Below are 18,902 nucleotides of genomic sequence, written 5' to 3' on the forward strand. Positions count from 1 at the left end.
CGCCCCTTGAGGCGCGCCGAATGACAGCCTTACTGCGGCGAGTAAATCGAATCGAACACGCCGCCATCCGCGAAGTGCGTTTTCTGCGCATTCGCCCAGCCGCCGAACGTGTCATCCACGGTGTACAGCTTCAGCTTCGGAAACTTCGCGGTCAGCGCGGGCGGCACCTTGTCCGAGCGCGGACGGTAGAAGTTCTCCGCGGCAATCTCCTGCCCCTGCTCGCTGTAGAGGAAGTTCAGATAAGCCTCGGCCAGCTTACGTGTGCCGTGCTTGTCCACCACCTTGTCGACCACGGACACGGGCGGCTCAGCCAGAATGCTCACTGACGGCACCACGATCTCGAACTTGTCCGGACCAAACTCTTTCAGCGACAGAAACGCTTCGTTTTCCCAGGCAATCAGCACATCGCCGATACCGCGCTGCACGAAGCTTGTGGTCGCCCCACGCGCGCCCGAATCGAGCACGCCGGCGTTCTTGTACAGCTTCGTGACGAATTCCTTGGCCTTCTGATCGTTGCCGCCCGGTTGATGCTCGGCATAGGCCCACGCCGCCAGATAGTTCCAGCGTGCGCCACCCGAGGTCTTCGGGTTCGGCGTGACGATCGACACGCCTGGCTTCACCAGGTCGTCCCAATCCTTGATGTGTTTGGGGTTGCCCTTGCGCACGAGGAAAACAATCGTCGAGGTGTACGGCGCGGCGTTGTCCGGCAGACGTTTCTGCCAGTTCTTGTCGACGATGCCCTTGCTGGCAAGCGCATCGATGTCGTAAGCGAGCGCGAGCGTCACGACGTCCGCCTGCAGTCCGTCGAGCACCGAGCGCGCCTGCGCGCCCGAGCCGCCGTGGGACTGCTTGAAGGTGACGGTGTCGCCGGTCTGGGCTTTCCACTGTTTGCCGAACGCCTCGTTGATCTGCTGGTACAACTCGCGCGTCGGGTCGTAGGACACATTCAGCAATGTCGTGTCAGCCGCCTGCGCCTGTCCGGCCAGCCCTAGTGCCGCTGCGGCGCCAAGCGCCAGCACCGTAATGAGCTTCCTGGTCCTGCGTGCGAGCCCCGTGCCCTGATCGATCATCCAGCTTCTCCGCGTGGTGGTCAGGCGAGGCAGCGTGTGCCCCGTCTTTGTCTGTTGTGTTTGGTGCTTGATGTCTTGCGCGTGGCTTGCCTGCGTCGACTCGAGGGCCAGTCTATCGAAGGGCTTTCATCATTAAAAATAATGTTTTCTCATTTTTTAATACTCAAAAGTGGTAATGACAGCCGGATGCGGCGTTGTGGCACGAAAACCGGTGTTAGGACACCGTCTGACGGCGCTCCACTGACACCCAGGGTCGAGAACTTAAAGTAAAGCTTGAATTGCGCCGGATACTGTATAAAAATACAGTCACCTGTCTATCCATACAGTGACCCTATGACCAAACTCACCGCACGACAGCAAGAAGTTTTCGATCTGATCCGCCGGGCCATCGAACGCACCGGTTTTCCGCCTACCCGCGCGGAGATCGCCGCCGAGCTAGGCTTCAGCTCGGCTAACTCGGCGGAAGAGCACTTGCGTGCGCTTGCCCGCAAGGGGGTCATTGAGCTCGCCGCGGGCGCTTCGCGCGGCATCCGGCTGCTGCTGGCCAGTCAGGACGACGGGCCGCATCAGTTCACGCTGCCGCACGCCAGCATCATGCAGTTGTCACTGCCGCTGGTCGGCCGGGTGGCCGCGGGCAGCCCGATTCTCGCGCAAGAGCACGTCTCGCATCATTACACCTGCGACCCGGCGCTCTTTTCTAGCAAGCCGGACTACCTGCTGAAGGTGCGCGGGCTGTCCATGCGGGACGCCGGCATTTTCGACGGTGACCTGCTCGCCGTGCAGAAGAAAACCGAGGCCAAAGACGGCCAGATCATCGTCGCGCGGCTGGGCGACGACGTCACGGTCAAGCGCCTCAAGCGCCGGCCGGATGGCATCGAGCTGATCGCCGAAAACCCCGATTACGAAAACATCTTTGTTCAGGCCGGCAGTGCGGAATTCGCATTGGAAGGCATCGCAGTGGGGCTGATCCGCCCCACTGAGTTCTGAACCTTGCCTGAACAACGACTGGAGAGAATCATGGAACGCCTTGCCCGCCTGCTGCCCTTCCGCCAGTTCGGTCGCCTGCGCCATTTGCGCAATCTCGTACCGTGCGCGCCGATCGAGGCGTCCAGTGTTACTGCTTCGCTGTTCGATGACCCAGAGCCGCACGCCTCGACCTTGCCGTCGGCGCTGCCGGCCTTCGCACGGGTGTCGCTGAATTCCGGGCTCAATACGGCAGAACCAGCCCGGCGCGCGCCAGTTCGCGTGTACCACGGGCCGTCACGTCTGATCATGGTCGGCACGGTGGACGCCGTGTGCCGCATGATCGACCGTTGCATCGCCGAGGAAACGGCCGGCGTGCAGAACGCGCTGTTCGAGTAAGTATCCGGAAGAAGGTCCAGTGGTGCGCGAACCGGCCGTCAGGCGGTTCCCACCTTCGGTAATGGTCATTAGGTGAGGTTGCGCGGGGTTGGCTCAGGGATAATCGCGCATCGGTCGTATGGGGATCGTTTTCCCGCAGATGCGGTCCACGTTAGATCACACCTTACGGAGAAGCTCGCCCGATGGCTGTTTCAACATCTGCAAAACGCGGCGTCGCACGGCCGCTGATCATCACCGTGCTTGTCATTGTGGTCGTAGCTGTACTCGGGTACGGCTATGCGTCACCGTATCTCGCACTCGATCGCCTAAAACGCGCCGCCGATCAGCGTGACGCCCAAACCGTCAGCGAATATGTCGACTATCCGGCGTTGCGGGAAAGTCTGAAGGATCAGATCGCCGGTTTGCTGACGAGAAAGATCCAGGCGCGTGCAAACGGCAATCCGCTCGCGGCCCTCGGCGCGATGATAGGCGTTGCGCTGATTGGTCCGCTGGTCGATGCTTATGCGACTCCAGACGGCGTCGCTGCACTCCTGAACGGGATGCCGCCGCGCGGCGATCCCACGCAGCGCCCGCCCGTGCCGCCCGACGCGCCGGCCAACGCGCCTGCCGGCAGTGCAGACGCAACGCCGGCCGCGCCCGCTCCGGCAACGGGTGGCGCAGCGACAACCCCGCCGCAACCGCCGCAGACAACGGCTGCCTATCGTGGCATCAATGAATTCGTCGTCACGTATCAGCACGGCGTCGGCGACACGCGCTATGCCGCGATTCTGCGGCGCGAGGGGCTGTTCTCTTGGAAGCTGGCCGCAGTGGACCCGAACGGCTAGCGCTCGCCATGCGGCAAGGCGCCCTCATCCGGCCGAGCCGCACGCTACCCTGCTGCCTGCACTTGAGGCGCAACCCGGACCCGGTCCGGGCATGCGCCTCAGCCAATCAGGTCGAATCTATCTCAGGCCGCAGTCGTGGCCGCAGCGACCGACGCAGCGGCTTGCTCCTGCTCCTGCTCTTGCGCCGACGAACACGCCACCAGAATGCTGCACGAGATGCGGTCGAGCAGCGGTGTATTGCCCGCTCCCATCCACCAGCGCGACAGGCCGGTGCGACAGCGATGACCGACCACCACGAGATCCACATGCAATTCGTTGGAGAGATTGGCGATTTCGTCTATGGGATGACCGAACGCAAAATGACCTTGTGCGGTGACGCCACGCTCGGTGAGCCACTCGACACCTTCCTGCAGGATGTCGCGAGCAGTTTTCTCGAAGCTGCCGCACGCCACATCGGTCAAAAGACCGGCGCTTTGCGCAATGCTCGAGCGCATGTCGACAACCGACAGCAGATGCGTTTCCGCCTTCAGGTCCAGCGCCAGGTCGGCGCCGCAACGCAGCGCCTTGCGGCCTTCGCGCGAGCCGTCGTAGCACAACAGGATTTTCTTGTAGCTCGCCATGATGTTCTCCCTACCGCGTCGATCGCGGCTTCTGTCATGAATCATGGTGCGCCGCAATTCAGCTTGCAAGGGTTGGAAAACGCTAACTGAGCGCTAACAACGCGCTGACAACACATCCGCTCACGCAGTAGCTGTCCCCTGCCGCCTCACGCATCATGCCGCAGCGCAAGAACCCGCACCCGGGCAGTGCACGAGTGCCGCCATGAAGCCGTCGATGCCCTAAAATGGGCAGCTTTACGGCCCTTCACATCTTTCGGAATCCACAACGACCCATGCCAGAAGCCGCCATCGAATTCGTACAGGTCCACAAGCGCTATGGTGGTAAGACTGTCGTTGACGGCCTGTCGTTCCATGTCCAGCCCGGCGAGTGTTTCGGCCTGCTCGGCCCGAACGGCGCGGGCAAGACCACCACGCTGCGCATGCTGCTCGGCATCGCGGCGCCGGATGCCGGCACGATCCGCCTCGGTGGTGAACCGATTCCGTCACGCGCCAGGTATGCCCGCGCACGAGTCGGCGTAGTGCCGCAGTTCGACAACCTCGATCCGGACTTCACCGTGCGCGAAAACCTGCAGGTGTTCGGCCGCTACTTTGGTCTGAGCGCGGCGCAAACGCGCGCCATGGTGCCGTCGCTGCTCGAATTCGCGCGGCTCGAAAGCAAGGCGGATGCGCGGGTCGGAGAGCTATCGGGCGGCATGAAGCGGCGTCTCACGCTGGCCCGCGCACTCGTCAACAATCCCGACGTGCTGATCATGGATGAACCGACCACCGGGCTCGATCCGCAGGCGCGCCATCTGATCTGGGAACGCTTGCGCTCGCTGCTTGCGCGCGGCAAAACCATTCTTCTGACCACGCACTTTATGGAAGAGGCCGAGCGGCTGTGTCATCGCCTGTGCGTGATCGAAGAAGGACGCAAGATTGCAGAAGGTGCGCCGAATGAATTGATCGCTTCGGAAATCGGCTGCGATGTGATCGAAATCTACGGACCGGACCCCGTCGCGTTGCGCGACGAACTGGCGCCGCTTGCCGAGCGCACGGAGATCAGCGGCGAGACGCTGTTCTGCTATGTCACCGACGCGGAGCCGGTGCATGCCCGCCTCAAGCAGCGCGCAGATCTGCGCTATCTGCACCGGCCGGCCAATCTCGAAGATGTGTTTCTGCGGCTGACGGGCCGTGAAATGCAGGACTGAGCCATCAATGCATGGGCAAACAAAAATAGCCATTGCATCGACCCACGCATAGACACAAGCATCGCCCCAATCATCCAACGACCCGCCATGGACGCACGCACCTACGACACCCCCAGCCACGCAGCGCCTGCGAGCGAGCCGTTCGCCGCCCTGCCTGCGAACGCGGTCAACTGGATCGCCGTATGGCGGCGCAATTATCTGGTGTGGCGCAAGCTCGCTATTGCGTCGATGTTCGGCAACCTCGCCGATCCGATGATCTATCTGTTCGGTCTCGGCTTCGGACTCGGCCTGATGGTCGGCCACGTCGACGGCGTGTCGTATATCGCGTTTCTCGCAGCCGGCACGGTCGCATCGAGCGTGATGATGTCGGCGAGCTTTGAATCGATGTACTCGGGTTTTTCGCGCATGCACGTGCAGCGGACATGGGAAGCGATCATGCACACACCGCTCACGCTAGGCGATATCGTGCTGGGCGAGGTGATGTGGGCTGGCAGCAAGTCGATGCTGTCCGGCGTCGCGATCATGCTGGTAGCCGGGGCGCTCGGCTATGCGAGCTTCCCGTCGATGCTGCTGGCATTGCCTGTCATTGCACTAACCGGCCTCGCCTTCGCCAGCGTCGCGATGATCGTGACCGCGCTCGCACCGTCGTACGATTTCTTCATGTTCTATCAGACGCTTGCGCTCACGCCGATGCTGCTGCTCTCCGGCGTCTTCTTTCCGATCGCCCAACTGCCGCCGGTCGCGCAATTCGTCACGCAGTTGCTACCGCTCGCGCATGCGGTCGATCTGATCCGCCCCGCGATGCTCGGCCGGCCGCTCGACCACGTGGCGTTGCACGTCGCCGTACTGGCCGCCTACGTAGTGGTGCCGTTCTGTATCGCGGCCGTGCTGTTTCGTCGACGGATGATGCGCTAAGGCGCATCTCGCTCGCGCTCAGTCTTCGTCGTCCGTCCAGGGGATATCGACATCGGAGATGAACGCGACCGTCGCAAACGGGCCGCCTTCCTGGCGTCCGATCTTGCCGTCCGCTCGCTGCCACTCCACGCGAAACAGCGTGCCCGGGTCATCGGCAATCAGGCGAACCGTGCGTACCTCGTCGGGATCGGACTCTTCTACCGCTCCGTCGAACGACACCAGCAGTTCCTGGGGCCACAGGCCTTCGGCAGGGTCGTAAATGCGATCGCCGTCGGGAATCAGCGTGAAGGCATCCACACCGATCGTCGCTGAGGCGTCGATGATCATTTTGCCCAGGGCGCGCAGCAGCGCAGTAGCACGCGCCGAGTTCGCCTGGCGGATCGCGAGGTCCCCGCGCGTCAGCGCCTGTTCAAGCTTCGGATTTGTTTTTTGTTGGGCCATTCGTTTTCCTGATTGCAATTGCTCGAGTGTATGCGGCGGCTCGTCTGCGCTCCGGTGGCAAAAATGCACGCCGCTTGTGCTTCGCTTGTTGTTTTTAGGGCTGAAAATCGTACCACTAGTCGGCACCGCCACGACAGCTAACCCGTCGGGCATTCAATCCCGGCGCCTCCAGTTCCTCAGTTTAGGTCGTGATTCGACAACTGGCAGCGGGATTTGTCGGCCGCAATGCTGGCGAGCGCCCGCTCGCGCTCAGAATCCGAGGGCAACAGCAAGTCCGCCCGCCAGCACGCCAAACAACACCACCGAAACAGCCACCACCGAGAGCAAACGCGGCCGGAACGAGCGCGCGAGCATCGCCAGCGAAGGCACGCTGATGGGCGGCAGGGTCATCAGCAGCGCGCCTGCAGGGCCCACGCCCATACCCAGCGAGAGCATCGCCTGAATGATCGGCACCTCGCCCGCGGTGGGGATCACGAACAGCATGCCGGCGACCGCCAGCGCCAGGATCCAGCCTAACTGGTTGCCGATGTCCGGGCCGACGTGAGGAAAGAGCCAGGCGCGCGCCGCACCGAGCAGCAGGATCAGGACGATATATTCGGGGATCAGACGCACGGCCATGCGGGCAAACAGGGTGAGCCAGCGCACGAAGGGATTGCCTCGCTGCTGCTCCTGCAACGCGGCGAGTTGAGCCAGTTGGCCATCGGCCGCAGCAGCCTCTTGTGGCGTCACGAGCCGGTTCACCAGATAGCCGAGGCCGAACACCATCAGTACGCCCAGTACGAGGCGCAGTGCCGCCCAGTTCCAGCCCAGCACGAAACCCATGAAGACGAGCGTGGCCGGATTGAGCACCGAATTGCCGAGCCAGAAGGCGATGGCGCCGCCCGGCGAGGCCTGGCGCTGCCGCAAGCCGACCACCACCGGCGCCGCGCAGCAGGTGCACATCATGCCGGGGATCGCCAGCAGGCCGCCCGCCGCCACGCTGCCGAAGCTGGTCTTGCCCAGCACGCGGGCGATCCATTGCACCGGCAACAGCACCTGCACGGCAGAGCCGAGCACGAGGCCGAGCACCATCGCCTGCCAGATCGCCTTACCGTAGGCGAGCGCATAGCCGAGTGCCGCTGCCAGCGACGGCGCGGGAGGGCTGGCGTCCGTGCCCATCAGGATGGATTTGCCGATCGAATGCGTCTCCGCGGCCGTGAAGGCGCGGTGGTAGTAAGGAAACCACTTCACATAAAAGAGTCCGGCGACGGCGACCAGCAGAAAAATCAGCCATCCTGAGGCGGGTTGGGTTGGGCGTGTGGTGTTCATTGTTATCGTGTGCCTAGATTTGAACCGGTGGCTGGCGCTACCTGGGTTTGAACTGGAAACGGGGACTACTCGGGCTTGACGGCCACGGAGCGCGATACGGCGCCGCTCGTCGAACCAGCTGCTGAGGATGCCGACGTGGCAGAGGCTCCGGTGGCTGCTTCGACAACAACCTCAGGGCTCTGCCGCGCGTCGCCAAGCGCCTTTCCCTCCGTCGCGGCCAGCTTCGCCAGCAAGGCAGTTGCTTGCCCGACGCTGTCAGCCGCGTTAGGCCGGAAACTAAAGTGCAGCGCCTCGCCGAGTCGCTTGAAATGCTGCCGGCTGCTACGCTGATACGCTGGATCGTAATGCCGTTCGATCAGTTCCCCGAACAGCTCGGCACGCGCCGCGGCATTATCCGCATCGTTCGCATCGTGCGTAGCAGCTGTGCTGCCCGCGTCGATCAACTGCTGCCACTGCTTGACCTGCTCTCGGCTGTGCAGGCCAATCAGGCGTTCGAGCTGATGCTTGAACGATGCAGGGTCGTCGAACAGATGCGAGTAGTCCTGCAGCAAAAACGTGATGCGGTCATCGTGTGTGGTGTCGACTTCCACGCAGGCGCCACGATGGAGGCGCTCGAACAACGCTTGTGGCAGTGTGATCGTGCCGATGCGCCGGCTCTCCGCTTCGACGAACACCGGCCGGCGCACGTCGAAGCCTGACAGCACGCCGATCAGCGCGGTATCGAAGCCCTTTTGCGCGGGCTGCAGCTGACCCGGCAACGCGCCGAGCAACGAGCCGCGATGACAGGCGAGTGCTTCCAGATCGAGCACCTGCGCGCCGGCCGCGCGCAACGCCTGCAACAGCCGCGTCTTGCCGCTACCCGTATGGCCAGTCAGGACGACGTACTCGAACTGCTCCGGCAAGCTCGCGAGCGCCGCGACCACCGAGCCGCGATACGCCTTGTAGCCGCCATCGAGCTGGCGCGCCTGCCAGCCGATCAGGTTGAACCAGGTCGTCATCGAGCCGGAACGCTTGCCGCCGCGCCAGCAATAGATCAGCGGGCGCCAGTTGCGCGCACGCTCGGCAAAGGTCGTCTCGAGGTGCGCCGCAATATTGCGCGCGACCATTGCCGCACCGACCCGGGTGGCCTCGAACGGCGAGACCTGCTTGTACATCGTGCCGACGATCACCCGCTCCTCGTTGCTCAGCACCGGCGCGTTGATCGCACCCGGAATGTGGTCTTCAGCAAACTCGAGCGGCGTGCGAACGTCCACGATCTCGTCGAATCGCGCCAGTTGATCGAGCGGAACAAGCAGATTTTTCAATTGAACGACGCGTGATGAGGGGCCGAATTCGGAGGAAATAGCCCGAATGAAGGCAATCGGCAAGCCAGAATTATCGCATGGGGTGGAGGGGCAACGGCCGAGGCGCCTTGAGCGCTGCAATCGGGCAATCTCATCAAACGCCCCCGGGCTTTGCCATTTCGGCAACGCAAGCTTCTAAAGACAATGATTGTGACAAAACAGGCACCCTCCTAGAATCGACCGCACCCCCTACCCTCTATCGCCCTCACCGGAGACGACCTTGACCCGCGACCAGGCCATCCAGCACGCAACCCACCACTTCGATTCGGGCGCGTTTCTCGCCGACCTCAATCGCCGCGTCGGCTTTCGTACCGAGAGCCAGGAGCCTGAGCGTGCCGCCACCCTGCTCGCCTATCTGACCGGCGAGATCGTCCCGGAGGCTGAGCGCCTCGGCTTCGAAACGCGCATCTTCGACAACCCGGTGGCCGGAGCGGGCCCGTTTCTGATTGCCACGCGGCACGAGGGCGACGACCTGCCGACCGTGCTGATCTACGGCCACGGCGACGTCGTGCGCGGCTACGACAACCAGTGGCGCGAGCCGCTGACGCCGTGGGCCGTGAAGGTCGAGGGCGAGCGCTGGTACGGCCGCGGCACCGCCGACAACAAGGGCCAGCACACCATCAATCTGGCGGCGCTCGCCAGCGTGCTCAACGCACGCGACGGCAAGCTCGGCTTCAATGCCAAACTGCTGATCGAGATGGGCGAGGAAACCGGCTCGCCGGGACTCGACGCGTTCTGTCACACGCACAAGGAAGCGCTCGCCGCAGACGTGCTGATCGCCTCGGATGGCCCTCGCCTCGCGGCGCGCCGCCCCACGGTCTTTCTCGGCTCGCGCGGCTTGATCAATTTCCGGCTGGAGTTGAACCTGCGCGAGGGCGCGCATCACTCGGGCAACTGGGGCGGCCTGCTGCGCAATCCCGCCACGGTCCTCGCCAACGCGCTGGCAAGCCTTGTGGACGCGCACGGCGTGATCGCCGTAGAGGGCCTGCGTCCGCCGCCGATTCCGGACGCGGTGCGCCGCGCGCTCGCCGATATCAGCGTAGGCGGTGGTCCGGGCGACCCCGCCGTCGACGACAACTGGGGCGAGCCCGGCCTCACTCCGCCGGAACGCGTGTTCGGCTGGAACAGCTTCGAAGTGCTGGCGCTCAAGTCCGGCAATCCCGAGAACCCGGTCAACGCGATTCCCGCGTCCGCCTTCGCGTATTGCCAACTGCGCTTCGTAGTGGGCACCGACTGGCAGAACCTCGGCGGACATCTGCGCACCCATCTCGATGCGCACGGCTTTCCGATGGTTGAGATCAGGGTCGAGCGCGGCTCGCCTGCCACGCGGCTCGATCCTGACGACCCGTGGGTCACCTGGGCAATCGCATCGCTCGAGCACACCACCGGCAAAAAGACGGCGGTCCTGCCGAACCTCGGCGGCACGTTGCCCAACGAGGTGTTCGCCGACACGCTGGGCCTGCCGACCATCTGGGTGCCGCATTCGTATCCGGCCTGCTCGCAGCACGCGGCGAACGAGCATCTGCTCGGACCGGTGGCGCGTGAAGGACTGCAGATCATGGCGGGGCTGTTCTGGGATCTCGGCGAGAACGCACCCAAAATGACGGCGGCGAGCGCCTGAGACCAGCGACTGCTGAATCAAAACGCGAGGACAGCGCCGCAGCAACGTCACGCACACGCTGCAAAAGATAACGGGTCCGGTTGCATATGCAACCGGACCCGCTTCTTTTCCTACCGCAACTTACGGCGCAGGATTCGGCTGCCGCTCATGCAATGCGTCGATTTCCGCCAGCACTTCCGGCGACAGTTTCACATCCACGCTTGCGATGTTCTCCTTCAGTTGCTCAAGCGAGGTCGCGCCGATCAGGTTGCTCGTCACAAACGGCCGGCTATTGACGAACGCCAGCGCAAACTGCGCGGGCGACAGGCCATGCTGTTTCGCAAGTTCGACGTAGCGACTGGTCGCCTGCACGGCCTGCGGCTTGCTATAGCGCTGGAAGCGTTCGAACAGCGTGATGCGGGCTCCCGCCGGACGCGCGCCGCCTTCATACTTGCCCGAGAGCCAGCCGAACGCAAGCGGCGAATACGCCAGCAGACCAATGCCATCGCGATGCGTGAACTCGGACAACCCCGTTTCGAACGTGCGGTTCAGCAGGCTGTACGGATTCTGGATGCTGACAATGCGCGGCAAGCCGAGCTTCTCGGAGGCGTGCAGGAACTGCGCGACACCCCAAGGCGTTTCATTCGACACACCGATATGCCGCACCTTGCCTTCCTTGACGAACTCGGCGAGCACCGACAAGGTTTCTTCGATCGGCACCGTATAGGCATCTTCGACCCACGGATATGCACTACGGCCGAACGTCATGGTGCTGCGATCGGGCCAGTGCAACTGGTACAGATCGACGTATTCGGTTTGCAGGCGCTTGAGGCTGTCGTTAAGCGCCTCGGTCAGATTCTTGCGATCGAACTGATTGCCCTCGCCTCGAATATGGCGCGGATTATGCGGCTGACGCGCCGGGCCGGCGATCTTGGTCGCGAGCACGATTTTTTCGCGCGCGCTACGATGCTGCGCGAGCCAGGTGCCGATGCAGCGCTCGGTCGCGCCCTGGGTCTCCGGACGCGGCGGCACCGGGTACATTTCGGCGGCATCGACCAGGGTGACGCCGTGGTCGAGCGCATAGTCGATCTGCTCGTGCGCTTCGCGCTCGCTGTTCTGCTCGCCCCAGGTCATGGTGCCGAGACCGATCAGGCTGACCTCGATGTCGGAGTTGCCTAGTCTGCGGTATTCCATCGAACTGTTCCTGTTGGTTGATTGGTTGTATGAAAGGCCACGAAGTTACCACGCCGGCAGAATGCTTGCAGCGCAGCTAAAATGCAGGCCTAACGTCACTCCGGTAAACTCACCTCAAGCCTCGCGATGAATCCAGAACACCTCGAATTGCTGGTCACTCGCGTCATGCCTTACGGAAAATATAAAGGCAGATTGATTGCCGATTTGCCGGGTCACTATTTGAACTGGTTTGCGAGTCAAGGCTTCCCTCCAGGCGAAATCGGCCGCCTGTTGGCGCTTATGCACGAGATCGATCACAACGGCCTCAAGTCGTTAATTGAGCCGTTACGGAAACGTTGATTGTTAAGCTTTCAGTTCTGCAAAATCAGTCGACAGTTTCATCACCAAAGCAATACAGAATGAAAGCTATCGAACGTGCTATTTCTTCTGTAAAAAATACTAACGTTTTGTGGCTTGACCCATCGGATACATCGCGTTGTAATCGGCACCACTGACCCGCTTCTCAGTTCAGATTCCGTTCGCCTCTATGCACAATCTCAGCCTCATTCATCTGCTGGAATACGTCGGTCACGACCTGTCGCCCGTGTGGGCCGTCATTGCATTCTTCACGTTCGGCTATGTCATCGTGGGCCTGCCTGTCCACTTCCGCCAGGGCGCCGCGTCACGCGACGTCTGGGGCACCGCCGCCGGTGTGACAATGGCCGCGTTGTATGCCGCGTTCCTCGTGTGCGTGTACCCCATGTTGCATCATGCGTTGCATTTGCCGCCGCCGGCGATCAGCGTGACGCACTAGTACCGCAACATAACGGCTCAGGTATAGGATTGACTTATTCGATCCTTCATAATCCGGTCTTGGACCCTATAGCCCATTGGGACCATGCTTGCGTCATGGATCCACGCCCGGAGAAACGCTCATGCAGGACATCATCGAAGGCTTTCTGAAGTTCCAGCGGGAAGTCTTCCCCGCCCGCTCCGCGCTCTTCAAGCGGCTCGCCAGCAGCCAGCATCCAGGCGTGCTGTTCGTCACCTGCTCCGATAGCCGCGTGGTGCCCGAACTGCTGACGCAACGCGAGCCCGGCGATATGTTCGTGATCCGCAATGCCGGCAATATCGTACCGTCGTACGGGCCGGAACCGGGTGGTGTCTCGGCGACCGTCGAATATGCCGTGGCGGTACTGGGCGTCAGAGACATCGTCATTTGCGGGCATTCGGACTGCGGGGCGATGACCGCCATCTCGAGCTGCATGGACCTCGATAAACTGCCCGCCGTGGATGCGTGGCTGCGGCACGCCGATGCGGCCAAAGCCGTCAACGCTGCCCACAGTCATGCGACGCCCCAGGCACGCCTGAACGCACTGGTGCGCGATAACGTCGAGGCGCAACTCGCCAACATCAGGACCCACCCGTCGGTTGCAGTGGCGCTCTCGCAGGGGCGCCTCAACCTGCACGGCTGGGTTTACGACATCGAGAAAGGCGCAATTGACGCTCTCGACGGCTCGACCAGTCCACCGCAGTTCGTTTCGCTGGGTGAGCATCCCGATGTCCGCGCGGTGCGTACACGCGCCGACGACGCCGCCAGGCCTGAGCGAGCCAGTCAGACCGGATAGTCCTCTGTCTTCGGGCGAGAGGAGATCGTCTGTAGGTCTCCTTATTGCCTCGCTGCGCCTAGTAACCGGACGCCTTCGGAAGATGCCAGCCGAATGTGACGGCCGCCATACGCAACGTGAAGCACGCCGCCCCGCCTGCGAATGCGGCCCAACCCGGTGACACGCCCGCGCGGCGCGCGAGCACCACCACCAGCGCACCGAAAAAAGCCGCGCTCGCGTAGATATCCGCCCGCAGTACAAGCGGCACACGGGCCAGCAGGATATCGCGGATCACGCCGCCGCCCACCCCCGTGATGGTGCCCATCAGCATCGCAACAAACGGACGGATCTTGTAAAGCAGCGCTTTCTCGACACCGGCCACGGCGAACAACGCAAGGCCCGCAGCATCCAGCACGGTTACCACCAAACCCGGAACCGACGGCGCGAACGAATGAAACACGAAGGTGAGCAGACCGGCTGCGAATGTCAGCGCGGGATAACGCCAGTCGCGGATGGCGCTCGGCGGTGTCGCGCCGAGCAACAGGTCGCGAATCACGCCGCCGCCGAGCGCGGCGACAAACGATATGACCATCACGCCCAGCAGATCGAGACCGCCGCGCATCGCGCTGACCGCCCCCTCGACCGCAAATACGAACGTGCCGGCCAGATCGGCGGCCCAGATGACTGTCTCGACGTTTAGCCGTGTTTTACTGATCGACAGTGTTGGCATTGCCCCGTCACCCCTACCCTCGTTTGAGTTGTCGAAAGGTATAGCGGAAACAGGGCAAAGAGGGAAATTTTTTCAGCAACCGAGGCACGGTCTGCGTCAAACAGCACTGCGCTTGCGGTCTGCCTCCGATAGTGCGGGGCCAAGGCCGTCGTAGAGCGGCTGGAGCAGTTCCGCGGCCGGACGCCAGCGTTCGAGCGAGGTGCGAAACAGCGGCTTACGCACCTGCGACGCGCTCGCCGTGTTCACCTGACGCTGGGTCTGATGAAACGCAAGACAACGCTCGTCCCAATCGAGTCCGCAGTGAGCAAGCATGCGCCGCACGTTGCCCTCGAGATCGTTCACGAGGTCCTCGTACTGCACCTCGATCATCACCCCCGGAGGTAACGCCTCGCGCCAATGCACCATCAGCGCATCGTACGCGCGGTAGTAGCGGCCCAGTTCGCCCAGGTCGTAGCCGAACGGCACGTCCTGAAAGATGCGCGAGTAAATCGACAGGCAGACCTCCACCGGTGAGCGGCGGCTATGGATGAACCGTGCATTCGGCAACGCCAGATGGATCAGGCCAACGTTGATGAAATTGAACGGATACTTGTCGGTAATGCGCCCGTAGCTTGACGCGTCAGGCACCTCGACGCCAATGCGGCGCACGTAGTCCGCGCCGAGCGGAGCCAGTTGCACCGCGCTCGCCGAACGCATGTCGTCGAAGTTGAGCTTGTGTTTGTCGGCGTCGCTGCGCGCGAGCGCATTCACCAGCGCCTTGCCAAAATCCGGACGCTCTCCCGCACCGAAGACCTGCGAATGGCTCGCCAGGATCTGCTCGATCAGCGTCGATCCGGAACGCGGCATTCCGACGATAAAGACCGGCGACCCGGACGGATCGCCGAGACCCCGTTTGGCCTTCAACACCTCTGCGTTCAGCAGGCGAGGCAGATGGCCAAACAGGTCCAGCGTCATCGCCTCGTTGTAGTTCACGCTACGGCGATACATCGTGTTGGCTTTCAGCAGATGCTCGAACGACTCATCATGCTGACCAAGATCGCTCAACGCGTGACCCATGGCGAAATGCAGTTGCGCCTGATTGTCCGGGGTCATCGCAGCGGTGTGCTGCACCAGCTTTTGCATCATGACGAAGCACGGATCGTCGAGCGTCATGCGCTTCGACTGAACGAAATTGCGGTAGTACACCATGCTGTGCGGCGCGATCTCGATCGCACGGCGATAGGCCGCATGCGCCTCGTCGAAACGACCCAGAGATTGCAGACAGTTCGCCATGTTGTTGTACGAACCGTCGACCAGCGTGCCCAGTTGCGCCGCCCGCCGATAGCTGACCACCGCCTCTTCGAGCTGGTGCATCTGCTCGAGAATCCAGCCGATGTTGTGATGGATGTCTGCGTTGTTGGGGTCGAGCGCCTGCGCCTGGCGGTAACGCCCCAGCGCTTCCGGGAGGCGCTCCATTCTGGCCAGAGTCGAGCCGAGGTTGTTGTAGATGCCCGCGTCTGCTGGCCGCTCGAGGCGAACCTTTTCGTAACACGCGAGGGCTTCCCCGAACTCGCCACGTTCGGCGCACGTGTTACCCCGGGCGAACCAGTCGTCCGCTGTTGCCAGCTGTTTGTCTTGGGTCATGGACGGCCAGAAATCGCTACTAAAAGCACCATTGAGCGGCGGGCGGCTTACGCCGTACTGCTAGAGCGCGAACTTAGCAGGAATGTGTCAGGACTTGATTTCCAAATTTCACAAACTGTTACAAGAGGAGAAGCGGCGTGAGGATGCGGCAAACACAGCGTGAGGAGAGGATCGATGAGTGCCAGGATAAAATTGAGTGGTGCAAATAAAAAACGCCAGACTGTGCCGGCGATTGCCTGCACGATCTGGCGTTTCTTCACCATGCGTTCTTCGCGAACGCATGGCGTTACCTGATTACTATGATTACTGAGCTTGCTGGCCGTTCGAAACTTGATGCGAGCCCGATTGCGACGACGTTCCGTTCACACCGCCGTACGCATTCTGGTCTGCAGCAGCGCGCTCAGCAGCAACGGTTTGCACGCTTTGGCCTTGTTGCGACGCCGGAGCGCCAACGCCCGGACGGTAGAACGGTGCCGGGCCGTAGCCGCTAGCGAAAGCAGGTGCTGCGAGCGTGGCAGAAGCGGCAACCAACAGGGCGGCGATAAGCTTGTTCTTCATGATGACTCCAATAAATATTTCGGATTTCGTTTCAGGAAGACGTCGCGACAAGGTCCTGCTAGGGCTGTCTGCAACATCGATGGAATAAGTGTATTCCCTTACTATTGAGAATTTATACTGATAATCCGAAATAACTTTTCTCGTGGTTGAAACAATCCGTCAGCGCCTTACCTGGGGCGGATGACACGGGGGTCAGGACGACCTCTAAAGATGTCAGGGGCGATTTAATTCTGGCCCTTTTTTATCAGTCACCCGCCCGTACAGGCCGCGTCTTCGACGTCGATCGCATGCTGCTCGGGACTCTTGCCGGCTTGCGGTAAAATTGCGGTTCGATTCACGCCGCCGGCCGTTTCCCATGTCTCTCGCCCTACCCGCCAATCCACGTCGCGTCAGCGTAGCGCCGATGATGGATTGGACTGATCGCCACTGCCGTTCGCTGCATCGCGTGCTGTCGCGCCATACGTGGCTTTACACGGAGATGGTTACGACCGGCGCGCTGCTGCATGGCGACGTCCCGCGCCATCTGGCGTTCACGCCTCATGAAGCGCCGGTTGCACTGCAACTGGGCGGCAGCGAGCCCGACGACCTCGCCCGCTCGGCGAAACTCGGTGAACAGTGGGGCTACGACGAAATCAACCTGAATTGCGGCTGCCCGTCGGAGCGGGTGCAGCGCGGCGCATTCGGCGCATGCCTGATGAACGAACCGCAACTGGTGGCCGATTGCGTCAAGGCGATGCGCGACGCTGTTTCGGTGCCGGTGACGGTCAAACATCGAATCGGCGTCGACGCAGTGGAGGAATACGGCTTCGTGCGCGATTTTGTCGGCACGATCGCCGATGCCGGTTGCGAAGTGTTCATCGTGCATGCGCGCAATGCGATTCTGAAAGGCCTCAGTCCCAAAGAGAATCGCGAGATTCCGCCGCTCAAATACGACTTCGCGTATCAGTTAAAGCGTGATTTCCCGCAGCTCGAGATCATCATCAACGGTGGTATCAAGACGCTTGACGAAGTCGAACTGCATTTGCAGCACGTCGACGGTGTGATGCTGGGCCGCGAGGCTTATCACAACCCGTATGTGCTGGCCGATGTCGACGCGCGCTTCTATGGCTCGACCGACGCCGCAGTGACACGCGAAGAGGCCGAAGCGAAACTGATCGAATATTGCGCGGCCGAACTCGCGCGTGGCACCTTCCTCGGTGCAATAACCCGTCATGCGCTTGGACTGTACCGCGGTATGGCCGGCGCACGCGGTTGGCGTCGCGTGCTTTCGGATAACAAAAAACTGGCCGCACGCGATCTCGCGATTTTCGACGAAGCAAGACAGCATCTGCGTGAGCCCGCCGAAATCTTTGAATAAAGGGCTAGGCAAATACAGATCATGTTTGTATAATCTCGCTTCTTGATCGGCAAGCCAGTTGTTGGTGAGCCAAGCAGATGTTCCAGTGGTGGCTGTAGCTCAGTTGGTAGAGTCCAGGATTGTGATTCCTGTTGTCGTGGGTTCGAGCCCCATCAGCCACCCCAAAAATATTCAAGCACTTAGCCCAGTCATTGCGACTGGGCTTTTTGTTTTCTGGATTCCGTGTAGGCACCATGTAGGCATTTTGCGTCAACATGGATCAATGCCGCAATGAGCGGATAACCCGGAGCAACTGCTCTAGCAGGTTTCCATGAATTCGCCTACGGCGCGCTCAGGCCTAGACTCTAATCGCGGACTCGTTCGGCAGCGTCGCGGCATTAACGGGCATTCGAATCGATCGGCAAGCGCGGCAGCGAATGCATGCGCGCAGAGGATCGATTGGTACACGTGAACGTGGTCCGATTCGGCTGATATCGACATGCCGGGCGACATCCCGCGCCCCTCTGCTTCAGGGGCGAAATGGCAGCACAAAAAGCCGCCCATCATGGTGATACGGTTTGTAGCAACGGGTCGTGGACAAACCGCCATTCGAACAATATCGCTGTGTTGCTATATGACCGTGCCTCTCCATTTCAAAAAACTCCCACCACTTGGCGCTAGAAACTGTCACTATCGATCACTCCACGCGCCGTGCATATCGCTTCGATCATGCTGGCCGGGAATCGGCCGTAACGGGAACACCTTGATGAGCAAGAAATCTGCAGGCGACGATTCGAACGACGCGAGCGAATCGACCGAGGCCACGCTGACCGCACTGACGACAAACATATCCGAGTTCGTCCTCAATGGAACACTAGACACTCGGTTCGCCGCGAAGCTCGTCAAGCGCCTGAAAAAGGAAGCGGAAGCCATTTCGGAAAATGGCAACTCGACGAAGCTGGGACAAAAGGATCTGAAGAAAGCCTTCGACACAGTTGACTCAGCGGTACGAGACCATGATGCGAGACTGTTGGTAGCGGCAAACGCTGCACTGCGCGCGACGGACGAGGGTGGCAAGGCGGCGAAGTCGCACCAATAGAATCCAACGCTATTGATGCAGCAGTATTTACTGCTTTATCTGACAAGGCCTGAAGCCAACACCGACGCCGCAGCAGTACCGAAAGAAGCAGCAACGGCAGATCCGC

The 18,902-nt window shown here is 61.6% G+C and carries 20 protein-coding genes and 1 tRNA gene; 12 read left to right on the forward strand and 9 right to left on the reverse strand.

Translation table 11 applies throughout. The annotated features are described in order from the left end of the window. Positions 1-29 precede the first annotated feature (29 nt). Positions 30-1,070, reverse strand: coding sequence for a sulfate ABC transporter substrate-binding protein (locus tag M0954_RS20700; RefSeq protein WP_297355227.1), 1,041 nt, complete (start codon positions 1,068-1,070; stop codon positions 30-32). A 333-nt stretch (positions 1,071-1,403) separates the two neighbouring features. Between M0954_RS20700 and lexA the strand changes: the two genes are divergently transcribed. The 3 genes from lexA (at position 1,404) to M0954_RS20715 (ending at position 3,256) form a co-directional block, all read left to right on the forward strand. Next, positions 1,404-2,057 carry a transcriptional repressor LexA gene (gene lexA / locus M0954_RS20705; protein WP_122154554.1) on the forward strand — a complete coding sequence of 218 codons (654 nt, stop codon included), beginning with the start codon at positions 1,404-1,406 and terminating at the stop codon, positions 2,055-2,057. Between the two features lie 30 nt (positions 2,058-2,087). Further along, positions 2,088-2,432 carry a hypothetical protein gene (locus M0954_RS20710; RefSeq protein WP_122154553.1) on the forward strand — a complete coding sequence of 115 codons (345 nt, stop codon included), beginning with the start codon at positions 2,088-2,090 and terminating at the stop codon, positions 2,430-2,432. Between the two features lie 182 nt (positions 2,433-2,614). Then, positions 2,615-3,256 (forward strand): DUF2939 domain-containing protein, encoded by a 642-nt coding sequence (locus M0954_RS20715; protein ID WP_297355229.1) that lies wholly within the window; start codon positions 2,615-2,617, stop codon positions 3,254-3,256. A gap of 122 nt (positions 3,257-3,378) precedes the next feature. On the opposite strand, the gene M0954_RS20720 is transcribed toward M0954_RS20715, so the two are convergent. Further along, positions 3,379-3,876 carry a universal stress protein gene (locus tag M0954_RS20720; protein WP_122154551.1) on the reverse strand — a complete coding sequence of 166 codons (498 nt, stop codon included), beginning with the start codon at positions 3,874-3,876 and terminating at the stop codon, positions 3,379-3,381. Between the two features lie 224 nt (positions 3,877-4,100). Here M0954_RS20720 and nodI point away from each other — a divergent pair, with 224 nt between their 5' ends. Both nodI and M0954_RS20730 read left to right on the forward strand, forming a co-directional pair. Next, entirely contained in the window at positions 4,101-5,063 is a 963-nt protein-coding gene (gene nodI / locus M0954_RS20725) for a nodulation factor ABC transporter ATP-binding protein NodI (RefSeq protein ID WP_297355231.1), read from the forward strand. Between the two features lie 87 nt (positions 5,064-5,150). Further along, positions 5,151-5,978 (forward strand): ABC transporter permease, encoded by an 828-nt coding sequence (locus tag M0954_RS20730; protein WP_122154549.1) that lies wholly within the window; start codon positions 5,151-5,153, stop codon positions 5,976-5,978. Positions 5,979-5,996: 18 nt separating this feature from the next. Here M0954_RS20730 and M0954_RS20735 read toward each other — a convergent pair whose 3' ends face one another. The 3 genes from M0954_RS20735 to mnmH all read right to left on the reverse strand — a co-directional run bounded on the left by M0954_RS20735 (position 5,997) and on the right by mnmH (position 9,031). Next, positions 5,997-6,419: a hypothetical protein gene (locus M0954_RS20735; RefSeq protein ID WP_122154548.1), complete on the reverse strand. Its 423-nt coding sequence runs from the start codon at positions 6,417-6,419 to the stop codon at positions 5,997-5,999. Between the two features lie 249 nt (positions 6,420-6,668). Continuing rightward, on the reverse strand, positions 6,669-7,727 hold the full coding sequence (locus M0954_RS20740; protein WP_122154547.1) for a permease: 1,059 nt from the start codon (positions 7,725-7,727) through the stop codon (positions 6,669-6,671). A gap of 65 nt (positions 7,728-7,792) precedes the next feature. Continuing rightward, on the reverse strand, positions 7,793-9,031 hold the full coding sequence (gene mnmH / locus M0954_RS20745; RefSeq protein ID WP_297355233.1) for a tRNA 2-selenouridine(34) synthase MnmH: 1,239 nt from the start codon (positions 9,029-9,031) through the stop codon (positions 7,793-7,795). Positions 9,032-9,290: 259 nt separating this feature from the next. Between mnmH and M0954_RS20750 the strand changes: the two genes are divergently transcribed. Then, positions 9,291-10,691, forward strand: coding sequence for a M20 family metallopeptidase (locus tag M0954_RS20750; protein ID WP_122154545.1), 1,401 nt, complete (start codon positions 9,291-9,293; stop codon positions 10,689-10,691). A gap of 120 nt (positions 10,692-10,811) precedes the next feature. On the opposite strand, the gene M0954_RS20755 is transcribed toward M0954_RS20750, so the two are convergent. Next, the gene (locus tag M0954_RS20755; RefSeq protein WP_122154544.1) at positions 10,812-11,864 is read right to left on the reverse strand and encodes an NADP(H)-dependent aldo-keto reductase; all 1,053 of its coding nucleotides are present in this window, start codon (positions 11,862-11,864) and stop codon (positions 10,812-10,814) included. Positions 11,865-11,990: 126 nt separating this feature from the next. On the opposite strand from M0954_RS20755, the gene M0954_RS20760 reads away from it, so the two are divergent. The 3 genes from M0954_RS20760 to M0954_RS20770 all read left to right on the forward strand — a co-directional run bounded on the left by M0954_RS20760 (position 11,991) and on the right by M0954_RS20770 (position 13,471). Next, the gene (locus tag M0954_RS20760; RefSeq protein WP_094778852.1) at positions 11,991-12,203 is read left to right on the forward strand and encodes a DUF3820 family protein; all 213 of its coding nucleotides are present in this window, start codon (positions 11,991-11,993) and stop codon (positions 12,201-12,203) included. Between the two features lie 187 nt (positions 12,204-12,390). Further along, a complete protein-coding gene (locus M0954_RS20765; RefSeq protein ID WP_122154543.1) occupies positions 12,391-12,657 on the forward strand; it encodes a hypothetical protein in 267 nt (88 codons plus the stop codon). 121 nt (positions 12,658-12,778) lie between these two features. Continuing rightward, positions 12,779-13,471 (forward strand): carbonic anhydrase, encoded by a 693-nt coding sequence (locus M0954_RS20770; RefSeq protein ID WP_297355235.1) that lies wholly within the window; start codon positions 12,779-12,781, stop codon positions 13,469-13,471. A gap of 58 nt (positions 13,472-13,529) precedes the next feature. On the opposite strand, the gene M0954_RS20775 is transcribed toward M0954_RS20770, so the two are convergent. From M0954_RS20775 to M0954_RS20785, 3 genes are all read right to left on the reverse strand, one after another. Next, a complete protein-coding gene (locus tag M0954_RS20775; protein WP_123384165.1) occupies positions 13,530-14,180 on the reverse strand; it encodes a trimeric intracellular cation channel family protein in 651 nt (216 codons plus the stop codon). Positions 14,181-14,276: 96 nt separating this feature from the next. Further along, positions 14,277-15,803 carry a sulfotransferase family protein gene (locus M0954_RS20780; protein ID WP_297355237.1) on the reverse strand — a complete coding sequence of 509 codons (1,527 nt, stop codon included), beginning with the start codon at positions 15,801-15,803 and terminating at the stop codon, positions 14,277-14,279. A 303-nt stretch (positions 15,804-16,106) separates the two neighbouring features. Continuing rightward, positions 16,107-16,361, reverse strand: coding sequence for a hypothetical protein (locus M0954_RS20785; RefSeq protein WP_122154539.1), 255 nt, complete (start codon positions 16,359-16,361; stop codon positions 16,107-16,109). Positions 16,362-16,716: 355 nt separating this feature from the next. Here M0954_RS20785 and dusA point away from each other — a divergent pair, with 355 nt between their 5' ends. The 3 genes from dusA (at position 16,717) to M0954_RS20800 (ending at position 18,796) form a co-directional block, all read left to right on the forward strand. Next, entirely contained in the window at positions 16,717-17,718 is a 1,002-nt protein-coding gene (gene dusA, locus M0954_RS20790) for a tRNA dihydrouridine(20/20a) synthase DusA (protein ID WP_133891528.1), read from the forward strand. Positions 17,719-17,806: 88 nt separating this feature from the next. Beyond that, positions 17,807-17,882, forward strand: a tRNA-His gene (locus M0954_RS20795). Positions 17,883-18,463: 581 nt separating this feature from the next. After that, a complete protein-coding gene (locus tag M0954_RS20800) occupies positions 18,464-18,796 on the forward strand; it encodes a hypothetical protein (RefSeq protein ID WP_122154537.1) in 333 nt (110 codons plus the stop codon). Positions 18,797-18,902 lie beyond the last annotated feature (106 nt).

This window comes from Paraburkholderia sp. (assembly GCF_026225065.1).
Lineage (GTDB): Bacteria > Pseudomonadota > Gammaproteobacteria > Burkholderiales > Burkholderiaceae > Paraburkholderia.

Coding starts and splice junctions, on each gene's coding strand:
- nodI (WP_297355231.1), top strand. CDS start 4,101: ATGGGCAGCTTTACGGCCCTTCACATCTTTCGGAATCCACAACGACCC.
- M0954_RS20765 (WP_122154543.1), top strand. CDS start 12,391: ATGCACAATCTCAGCCTCATTCATCTGCTGGAATACGTCGGTCACGAC.
- M0954_RS20710 (WP_122154553.1), top strand. CDS start 2,088: ATGGAACGCCTTGCCCGCCTGCTGCCCTTCCGCCAGTTCGGTCGCCTG.
- M0954_RS20785 (WP_122154539.1), bottom strand. CDS start 16,361: ATGAAGAACAAGCTTATCGCCGCCCTGTTGGTTGCCGCTTCTGCCACG.
- M0954_RS20740 (WP_122154547.1), bottom strand. CDS start 7,727: ATGAACACCACACGCCCAACCCAACCCGCCTCAGGATGGCTGATTTTT.
- M0954_RS20760 (WP_094778852.1), top strand. CDS start 11,991: ATGAATCCAGAACACCTCGAATTGCTGGTCACTCGCGTCATGCCTTAC.
- M0954_RS20735 (WP_122154548.1), bottom strand. CDS start 6,419: ATGGCCCAACAAAAAACAAATCCGAAGCTTGAACAGGCGCTGACGCGC.
- M0954_RS20800 (WP_122154537.1), top strand. CDS start 18,464: ATGAGCAAGAAATCTGCAGGCGACGATTCGAACGACGCGAGCGAATCG.
- M0954_RS20700 (WP_297355227.1), bottom strand. CDS start 1,070: ATGATCGATCAGGGCACGGGGCTCGCACGCAGGACCAGGAAGCTCATT.
- M0954_RS20715 (WP_297355229.1), top strand. CDS start 2,615: ATGGCTGTTTCAACATCTGCAAAACGCGGCGTCGCACGGCCGCTGATC.
- M0954_RS20720 (WP_122154551.1), bottom strand. CDS start 3,876: ATGGCGAGCTACAAGAAAATCCTGTTGTGCTACGACGGCTCGCGCGAA.
- M0954_RS20730 (WP_122154549.1), top strand. CDS start 5,151: ATGGACGCACGCACCTACGACACCCCCAGCCACGCAGCGCCTGCGAGC.
- M0954_RS20755 (WP_122154544.1), bottom strand. CDS start 11,864: ATGGAATACCGCAGACTAGGCAACTCCGACATCGAGGTCAGCCTGATC.
- lexA (WP_122154554.1), top strand. CDS start 1,404: ATGACCAAACTCACCGCACGACAGCAAGAAGTTTTCGATCTGATCCGC.
- M0954_RS20780 (WP_297355237.1), bottom strand. CDS start 15,803: ATGACCCAAGACAAACAGCTGGCAACAGCGGACGACTGGTTCGCCCGG.
- M0954_RS20770 (WP_297355235.1), top strand. CDS start 12,779: ATGCAGGACATCATCGAAGGCTTTCTGAAGTTCCAGCGGGAAGTCTTC.
- dusA (WP_133891528.1), top strand. CDS start 16,717: ATGTCTCTCGCCCTACCCGCCAATCCACGTCGCGTCAGCGTAGCGCCG.
- M0954_RS20775 (WP_123384165.1), bottom strand. CDS start 14,180: ATGCCAACACTGTCGATCAGTAAAACACGGCTAAACGTCGAGACAGTC.